Consider the following 8,904-nt stretch of genomic DNA (forward strand, 5'->3'; position numbering starts at 1 on the left):
ACATCGCCGGATCGTTCCCCCGTTAGGGTGCCCGCGCCCACCGGAGCGGAACGTGTCCTTGGTGACGTCCGTGGGCCACCCGGACCCGGCTGTGCGATGGTCGGTCGGTGCCTGTCACACCGCCCGTACCCTGGCGCTGGGTTCTCAACCGGACGCGCGCGGTGCTGCGCAGCGCCCTGACCACCTTCGTGGTGCTGACCCTCACCCTCTGGCTGATGCCGGGGGTGGAAGGCACCGACATCCTCGACGTCCTCGGACTGGTCGTGCTGGTCGCGGTGGTCGGCGCGGTACTGCGCCCACTGCTGCTGCTCGGCGTCACCGCCCTGGGCGGCTGGGGCGCGATGCTGCTCGGCGTGGTCGCGCAGGTGGTGGTGATGGTGGTCGCGCTGGAACTGGACCCGGCCGGGCAGATCAGCGGCCTGCCCACCCTGATCGGTGCGGCGATCGTGGCGGTGGTGGTGGCCGCCCTGCTGGACTGGATGGCCGACAGCGGCAGCGACGACACGTTCGTCCGCGAGGCACGGCGGCTGATGCGGGGCGTACGCCGCCGCGCCGCCCGCCGCGCCGGTGGCCCGCTGTTCGCCCTGCGCCGTCCCCGGCCGGGCAGCGAACCCGGCCTGCTCATGGTGCAGCTGGACGGGGTCGCCGAGCCGGTGCTGCGCTGGGCGATCCGGGCCGGCAACCTGCCCACCATCGGGGCCTGGCTGCGCGACGGCACCCACACGGTCCGCCGATGGCACACCGGTCTGCCGTCCACCACGCCCGCCTCCCAGGCCGGCATCCTGCACGGCGCGAGCCGCCAGATTCCCGGTTTCCGCTGGTACGAGAAGGACACCGGCCGCCTGATGGTCTCCAACCGCCCCCGCGACGCCGCGATCATCGAGTCCCGCCTCAGCGACGGCAACGGCCTGCTGCGCGACGGCGGGGTGAGCATCAGCAACGCGTTCAGCGGGGACGCCGCCACGAGCCTGCTGACCATCAGCCACGCCGCGCTGCCCGGCCGGTCCGCCCGGGGCTGGGCGGCATTCATGGCGTCCCCGTACGGCTTCACCCGCGCCCTGGTGCTCGGCGTCGCTGAGGTCTTCACCGAACTGCACCAGGCCCGCCTGCAGCGCCGTCGCAACCTGCTGCCCCGGGTCAGCCGGTCCGGCGCGTTCCTGGCGCTGCGCCCGGCGTCGATGCTGCTCCGCGACGTCAACGTGTCGCTGGTCGCCGAGCAGATGGCCCGCGGTGTCCCGGCGGTCTACTGCGACCTGGTCGACTACGACGAGGTGGCGCATCACGCCGGACCGGCCCGCCCGGAGTCGATGCGGCAGCTGGAGAGCCTGGACCGGATGCTCGGCGTCCTGCAGCGCCTCGCGCCGGAGGCGGCGCGCGACTACCACCTGGTGGTGCTCTCCGACCACGGGCAGAGCCAGGGCGCCACCTTCCGCCAGCGGCACGGCGAGACCCTCGACGAGGTGGTCGGCCGGCTCACCGAGACCGGCCGGCCCGTCCAGGTGGTCTCCTCGGGCAACCTGTCGATGCTGTACCTGACCGACATCGACCGGCGCACCGACCGGGCCGCGATCGAGCACGCCCATCCGCGGCTGATCAGCGGGCTGGCCGCGCACCCGGGAGTCGGCATGGTCGTGGTCCGGGACGTGGACGGGCCGGTCGTGTACGGCACGGACGGCACACACCGGCTGCGCGACGGGGTGGTGACCGGAGACGACCCGCTGCTGGCGTACGGCCCCGGCACCCGCGACGACCTGCTGCGCCACCAGGAGGCCGTGCACGTCGGCGACCTCGTGGTGATCAGCGCGGTGGACCCGGTGACCGAGGAGGTCGGCGCGTTCGAGGAGCTGGTCGGCTCGCACGGCGGCCTCGGCGGCTGGCAGACCGACGCGATGCTGGTGCACCCGGCCGGCTGGCCGGTCGCCGCGGACCTGACCGGCCCGGACGCCGTACACCGCCAGCTGGTCGCCTGGCTGGAGATGCTGGGCCTGCGCAAACCCGACCCGGAGCAGGTCTCCGCGCCGCGACTTTCGCTGAGTCACGATGGTTAACGCCAGTGTGCGGATCATCGGAGTCCTCCTGACCCTGGTCACGGTGCTGACCGGTGCGCCGGCCCGGGCCGCGGAACCCGAGGTCCGGTCCGCGCCGACCTTCGACGGCACGGTGACCGCGATCGCCTACCTGGCCGGCACCGTCTACGTCGGAGGGTCGTTCACCAGGGCCAGCTGGGACGGGCGGACCTACCGGCGGCTGCGCCTCGCCGCGTTCGACGCCCGCACCGGCGCGCTGCTCAACTGGGCGCCGGCCGCCGACGGCCCGGTCCGGGCGCTGGCCGCCACCGGCGACGACGTCTTCGCGGCCGGCGGCTTCCACACCGTCGACGGGCACCGGCGGGACTCGCTGGCCCGGATCAGCGCGGTCACCGCCGAGGTCGCCGGATTCAGCCACGACCTGGACGGCACCGCGTACGCCCTGGCCGCCGGCAACGGCCGGCTCTACCTGGGCGGCAGCTTCTCCGCCGTGGACGGTCGCGAACACCGCAACCTGGCCGCCTTCGACCTGGCGACCGGGCTGCTCGACGACGGCTGGGCGGCGCGCACCGACGACCGGGTGCACACCCTGGCGGCCAACGGCGCCGAGGTCTACCTGGGCGGCGCGTTCCACCGGGTCAACGGGGAGAAGCACACCCTGCGCCTGGCAGCCGTGGACGCGGTCACCGGTGACCTCGACAGGTACTTCCGGCCCCGGGTGACCGCCGAGGTCAACGCGCTGACGGTGGACCCGTCCGGGATCTACACGGCGGGCGGCGGGCAGGGCGGGCGGGCCGTCGCGTACGGCTTCGACGGCACGGTCCGCTGGCAGCGGGTCTTCGACGGCGACGCGGTGGCGATCACCCGCCGGCACGGCGTCACCTACGTCGGCGGACATTTCGACCGGGCCTGCCTCACCCCGCGCAACGGTCCCCAGGGCTCCTGCCTGGACGGTTCGCTGCCCCGGGTGAAACTCGCCGCGATCACCGGCGAGGGCACGCTCACCGGTTGGGCACCGCAGGCCAACGGCGTGATCGGGGTCCGGGTCCTGAACGCCGACCGCGCCGCCGACGCCCTCGACGCCGGTGGGGACTTCACCACCATCGACGGATCCGACCGCCGGCGGTTCGCCCGCTTCTCAGGCTAGTCCGCGGCTGCGGGCCACACGTTCGCTGATCGCCCAGTACCAGGTCGGCGTGATCCGGGCCAGCAGATCCCCGGCCCGTGCCGCCGGCGTGATCACCAGGCGTGGCCGGCGGCACTGGATCGCCGCGACGATCTGCCGGGCCGCCTCCTCCGGCGGCAGGGTCAGCGCGGCCTCGGAGAACCGGCGCGACTGGGCGACCTGCTCACCGTCCGGATCCGGGCCGCTGATCCGGGCGTTCACCGCGATGTTGGTGCGCACCCCACCGGGATGCACGACGGTCACGCCGAGGCCGCGCGGTTCCAACTCGTGGCGCAGCGCCTCGGTGAAGCCGCGGACCGCGAACTTGCTGGTCGCGTAGGCCACCTGACCGGGCGGCGCGACCAGGCCGAACAGGCTCGAGACGTTCACCAGGTGCGAACCCGGCCGCTCCAGCAGTTGCGGCAGGAAAGCCTTGGTCATCCGGATCACCGCGTGCAGGTTGATCTCGAGCAGCCAGTCCACATCGGCCACCGAGTTCTGCTCGAAGGTCCCGCTCAGCGTCACCCCGGCGTTGTTGATCAGAAGATCGGCCGGGCCGTGGCGCGTGGCGACCATCGCGGCCAGGTCGAGGCGGTCGCCCCCGTCACTCAGATCCATCGCGTACGTGGAGACGTCCGCCGCCCCGAGCTCCCGGCACAGGCCGGCGACCCGCTCCATGCCCTCGGTGTCCCGGTCGACCAGGGCCAGCACCGACCGTCGTTTCGCCAGATCGAGCGACAGCGCCGCCCCGATCCCGCTCGCCGCCCCGGTGATCACGCATGTCCGTCCCGCGAAGCTGAACCGTCGCACCGGCACCACGCCTTTCCGTAAGCAACTCCACGCGCACCGTCACCAACGATTATCCCGGCCGCTCTGATATGCGGCGCCTAAGAACCGCACAGGACCCGCATAGCCCGGCTCGTCAATCTTCTCCCGGTAGCGCAGCAACCACCTTCAGGAGCCCCGATGACTCAGCACGATCCGTCCGCCCGCACCGGTCAGGTCCCGCTGTACGCGCAGAATGGCCCGGCCGGATGGCCCGCAGCCGCACACCCGCGCACGCCGCACGCCGAGCCGTCCACCTGGCCGCCTGAAGTGCCGGACCCCGACTCGGTGCCCACCGACTGGTCGCCGTCCGCTCCCAGCTCCGTCCCCGGGGACTGGTCGCAGCCGACCCAGAGTTCGGGCTCCGCCTTCTCCACCTCCTCCGCTTCCTTCGCCTCCTCCCCTGACTGGTCCTCCGCCGCCACTTCCTCCACTGACTGGTCCCCCTCCACCCCCGCGACGTCCGGCGAACCCGGCGGTGCGCACGCCGCCTGGCCCGCCTCCCCCATGGAGCCGGGCGGCGCGCCCAACGCCTGGCCGCCCCGCAACACCGAGCCGAACCACAACGGCAACACCCCTGCCGGGTACGCGGAAAGCACCCGATCGTGGCAGCAACAGGCCGACGAGCCGACCGCCCACTGGGGCTCGCCGCAGGCCGGGCCGCCGCGGACCGACCCGAACCCGGCGACCTGGCACGAGCCGGTGCCGGACTCGGTCCCGCCGTCGTGGAGTGGAGGGGCGGGCGGCGTACCCGAGACGACGACCGCATCCTGGAGCAACACCGCGAGCGCACCCCACGACGCACGCCCGGCATCCTGGGGCGGCGCAGCCGGCCCGGTGCCGGACGCGGTCCCGCCGTCCTGGTCGGGACACGCCGACGCGGTGCCGGACAGCATCCCGGCCTCCTGGACCACCGCGGGTGAGGCCACCTCCACCTTCACCTCCGACGGCACCTCCGTCGGCTTCCCCGCCCAGGCCGGTGGCTTCCCGGCCCCGGCCGAGTCCGGCCGCTTCCCCGCCCAGGCCGGTGGCTTCCCCGCCCCGGCCGAGTCCGGCCGCTTTCCGGCCCCGGCCGGTGGCTTCCCCGCCCAGGCGGAGACCGCCGCGCCGCCGACCGGAGGGATGCCGGCACCCTGGACGCCGAACCCGGTCTCGCCGGCACCGCAGCGTCAGCCCGAGACGGCCGGCAGCCCGGAGCCCTGGTCGCCGCCGAAGTCCGGTGACAGCGGCGGCCCGGTCGCGGCGATCGTCCGGAAACCGAAGATGGCGCTGGTCGCCGCGCTGGTAGCGGCCGCGCTGGCCGGTGCCGGGGTGGGGGCGGGCATCACCATGGCCTTCACCGGCGGGGACAGCAGCAGCAGTGTGCCGGCCGCACCGAACGGTCAGGCCGGGGTTCCCGGCCAGGACGGCGGTCAGCAAGGCGCACCCGGTGGGCAGCAGGGCACCGCACCCGAGGGGGCCGCGCCGACCGCGCAGGCATCGCAGGGCACCTGAGACCTTGTTCGGGGGATAGGAGCGGAGGCGGTTCCCGTCGTGGGCGGCGGGGACCGCCTCCGTGAGCTTCACACGCGTGGTACCTCAGGCTCTCGCCTTACGCGTGCGGTTCCTCCAGCAAGGCGGCGGCCGCGGCCTCGTTGCGGGCCCGGCGGCGGCGGACATGCCGTACGTGGAACGTCACGTAGATGGCGACGGCGGCCACCACCACACCGATCGCGATCCACCGATACCGGTGGGCGTGCTCCATCAGCGTCACGATGTTCGCGCCGAGCTGGTAGGCGACCGTGGTCCAGAAACCGACCCAGAGCGCCGCGCCGATCGCGTTGTAGAGCGTGAAGGTCTTCCACGGCATCTTGGTGATGCCGGCGATCACGCCGTTGAGCTGTCGCAGGCCGTCGATGAACCGGGCCACCACGATGATCCGGTTGCCGCGCCGGGCGAAGAACTGTTCGGCCTGCTCCAGACGCTTCGGGGTGATGAAGATGTACTTGCCCCAGCGGTGCACCGCCTTGCGGCCGCCGCGCAGACCGATCCAGTAACCGATGTTGTCGCCGATCACCGCGGTCAGGAACGAGATCAGGGCGACCAGCCAGATGTCCATCCGGCCGTAGCCCGCGTAGATCGCCGCCGCCACCATGATCGTCTGGCCGGGCGCCGGCACGCCGAAGCTCTCCACGACGATCACGCCGCCGATGGCGAGGTATCCCCAGCGGTCCAGGATCGGGGCTACGCCGTGCAGAAACCCGGGAAGCTCGGCTGAAGGTGGCATCCGCTACACGGTAGCTGCCGCCGGGAGCGGCACCACACTGACCTGTTCCGGAAGGGGAGTCAGACCTTTCGGGGTCAGCCTTGCTTCTGTGCGCACGCTGTGCCTTTCCTATGTCTGATCTGCTGCTTCGTTCGTCTTCGCGCGGACAGGAGGTCCGGCTTCGGACTCGGTCTTCTGCTCGGCTTTCGCTTCGGCCTTGCTGCTCTGCCCTGACTGGCCGGCCTCCGGCTCGTCTTTCGGTTCGGCTTACGACGCTGCTTCGAGGCGGCCCTTACGACGCGGCCCTTACGACGCGGCCCTTACGACGCGGCCCTTACGACGCGGCCCTTACGACGCGGCCGGGGAAGAACAGCGGCGCCGATCCGAACCGGATCGACGCCGCCGTGGGGAGGGCTTGTCAGATGGTGTCGGCCGACAGCTGACCGCGCAGCTTGGTCAGGGCCTTGGTGAGCAGCCGGGAGACGTGCATCTGGGAGATGCCGATCTGGTCGGCGATCTGCGACTGGGTCAGGTTGCCGTAGAACCGCAGCGTCAGGATCTTCTGTTCCCGCTCGTCCAGGGTGGCCAGCGCGGGGCCCAGGGCGACCCGGGTCTCGGCGATCTCGAACTCGTGGTCGTCGCCACCGAGGGTGTCGCCGAGTTCGGTGTTGCCGTCCGTGCTGATCGGGGTGGAGAGGCTGGTCGCGTTGTACGCCCGCGCGCCTTCCAGGCCTTCCAGGACCTCTTCCTCGGTGATCCCGAGGTGGACCGCGATGTCGGCGACTGTCGGCGACCGGCCCAGGCTGTGGGTCAGGGTGCTGTTGGCCTCGGTGATCGAGAGGCGCAGTTCCTGCAGGCGGCGGGGCACCCGGACGGACCAGGTGCGGTCCCGGAAGTGGCGCTTGATCTCACCGATGATGGTGGGGATGGCGTAGCCGGCGAAGTCGACACCGCGCTCGGGGTCGAACTTGTCGACCGCCTTGATGAGGCCGACGGTGGCGGTCTGGACGAGGTCGTCGGTGGGCTCGCCGCGACCGGAGTAGCGGTGGGCGAGATGCCGGGCCAGCGGCAGCCAGGCCTCGATCGCCTGGTCACGCAGCGAAGCGCGGGACGGGTGACCCACCGGCATGGCGGCCATCGCGCCGAGCAGCTCAGCAGCGCTGTCGACCGGAGCCTCGGCGCTGCGGGCGGTCTTCGACGGCACCGCCGTAGTGGTCTTCGACGGCGCTTCCGTGGCGGTCTCGGTAACAGTCATGGTTCTGGTCCTCCCTGGCACCTGACCGGAGAGCCGGTCCCTGAGTGCGGGACCCGGTCGGTCGGGCGTCCAAATCCGTATCCGTGACGCGGCGGTTGTTTCCCACCACAAGACGCAGTGGGCCGTTCGGTTACAGGGACTCTATCCGACAGGTCGAGAGAAGACTAGCCGAAAGTACGATGCCTTTAACATGCCAAACCACTCGAAAAGGGATATCGTATTTAGCCCACCTGCGGTGCCACCTGGTGTTTGGCCCAGCCGGGACACCGCTTCAGGGGTCAACCGTCCGGCCCAGTGATTTCCCCGGTGTGGCGGGCAAGATGGACGTCATGACCGCGCTGCCCACCTCAGCGCCGCTTCCCGGGGCCCTCGAGCTTCGCGGCTGGACGCTCGACGGTTACCAGGGTCTGCGCGACCTCCGGGCCGAGTTGCGGGAGGCCGTCGTGGAGGTCTCGTCCGCGGATCTGGGTGACCTGGCCGACCGGATGGCGGTCGTCGCCACCGAGCTCGCGACCAACGCGTTGCGCCACGGGCTCCCGCCGACAGTGATCCGCCTTCTCCGCGTCGACGACCGCTTCGTGCTGGACTGCGCGGACCACGACGTCCAGGCGGCGCCCCGGCTCGACCCGGACCGCCCGCCCGGCCGCGGCGGTCTCGGCCTTCTTCTAACGCGGACGTTCGCGGTCGACGTGGGTTGGTACAAGACCGACCGGACCAAGCACGTGTGGGCCAGCTTCCCGGCCGTCCCGCCGGTCCGATTCACCGCCCGCGCGAAAAAGTTCTGACTGTTCGTGACGTTCGGTGATTGCGCGATCTCGTGAATGTAATTCCCTCTCACTAATGATCTCGAAACGCGCTGGTCACAGCCGTTTCGCTCGGGGGAGGGGGCCGATTTGGCGTTGCGGGGGCGGGCGGGTAAAGTTCTCCGAGCCAGCAGGGAAACGGGCGAGACAAACCGGAGACCTCCACTGAGTGGAGCGAACCGAATCGGTCGTCCTGCAGGACCCCGAGGAAAGAGCGCACGGTTCACCGTGTAATCTTCCGAGGGACTCGAACGGATTTCTCAGCCGATCGAATTCGCCGGAAACGCGGATTTGACGGGGCGGAAAACGAGAGAGTAAAGTTGAGCGAGTGCCCCGGGCAACGGGCCGCGGAAGCGGGTCGTGAGATGGTGTGCGGTTGTTCTTTGAGAACTCAACAGGGTGCTTGATAAGCCAGTGCCAATTATGGCAATACCCCGGCTCATCATTTCGGTGGTGGGTTGGAGATTCCTTTGGCAACATTTGTTTGTTGCCGGGACGCTTTTCCAAAGATTTTGTTGGAGAGTTTGATCCTGGCTCAGGACGAACGCTGGCGGCGTGCTTAACACATGCAAGTCGAGCGGAAA

At 70.9% G+C, this 8,904-nt stretch carries 7 protein-coding genes and 1 rRNA gene; 5 read left to right on the forward strand and 3 right to left on the reverse strand.

What is annotated here, in order from left to right; translation table 11 throughout:
* Positions 1 to 107 precede the first annotated feature (107 nt).
* Positions 108 to 2,048 (forward strand): alkaline phosphatase family protein, encoded by a 1,941-nt coding sequence (locus tag QSK32_RS31530; protein WP_285473921.1) that lies wholly within the window; start codon positions 108 to 110, stop codon positions 2,046 to 2,048.
* Positions 2,041 to 3,174, forward strand: coding sequence for a hypothetical protein (locus tag QSK32_RS31535; protein WP_285473922.1), 1,134 nt, complete (start codon positions 2,041 to 2,043; stop codon positions 3,172 to 3,174). The genes QSK32_RS31530 and QSK32_RS31535 overlap by 8 nt, the downstream gene beginning before the upstream one ends.
* On the opposite strand, the gene QSK32_RS31540 is transcribed toward QSK32_RS31535, so the two are convergent.
* Positions 3,166 to 4,002, reverse strand: coding sequence for an SDR family NAD(P)-dependent oxidoreductase (locus QSK32_RS31540; RefSeq protein WP_045740674.1), 837 nt, complete (start codon positions 4,000 to 4,002; stop codon positions 3,166 to 3,168). The genes QSK32_RS31535 and QSK32_RS31540 overlap by 9 nt on opposite strands.
* Positions 4,003 to 4,158: 156 nt before the next feature.
* Here QSK32_RS31540 and QSK32_RS31545 point away from each other — a divergent pair, with 156 nt between their 5' ends.
* Positions 4,159 to 5,511, forward strand: coding sequence for a hypothetical protein (locus QSK32_RS31545; protein WP_285473923.1), 1,353 nt, complete (start codon positions 4,159 to 4,161; stop codon positions 5,509 to 5,511).
* A 97-nt stretch (positions 5,512 to 5,608) separates the two neighbouring features.
* Here QSK32_RS31545 and QSK32_RS31550 read toward each other — a convergent pair whose 3' ends face one another.
* A complete protein-coding gene (locus tag QSK32_RS31550) occupies positions 5,609 to 6,283 on the reverse strand; it encodes a DedA family protein (RefSeq protein ID WP_045740629.1) in 675 nt (224 codons plus the stop codon).
* Between the two features lie 397 nt (positions 6,284 to 6,680).
* Entirely contained in the window at positions 6,681 to 7,517 is an 837-nt protein-coding gene (locus tag QSK32_RS31555; RefSeq protein ID WP_502872572.1) for an RNA polymerase sigma factor SigF, read from the reverse strand.
* Between the two features lie 329 nt (positions 7,518 to 7,846).
* Between QSK32_RS31555 and QSK32_RS31560 the strand changes: the two genes are divergently transcribed.
* Positions 7,847 to 8,302: an ATP-binding protein gene (locus QSK32_RS31560; RefSeq protein WP_045748570.1), complete on the forward strand. Its 456-nt coding sequence runs from the start codon at positions 7,847 to 7,849 to the stop codon at positions 8,300 to 8,302.
* A 530-nt stretch (positions 8,303 to 8,832) separates the two neighbouring features.
* Positions 8,833 to 8,904 (forward strand): 16S ribosomal RNA (locus QSK32_RS31565); the annotation flags it as partial.

The organism is Actinoplanes sp. NBRC 101535 (genome assembly GCF_030269225.1).
GTDB lineage: Bacteria > Actinomycetota > Actinomycetes > Mycobacteriales > Micromonosporaceae > Actinoplanes > Actinoplanes rectilineatus.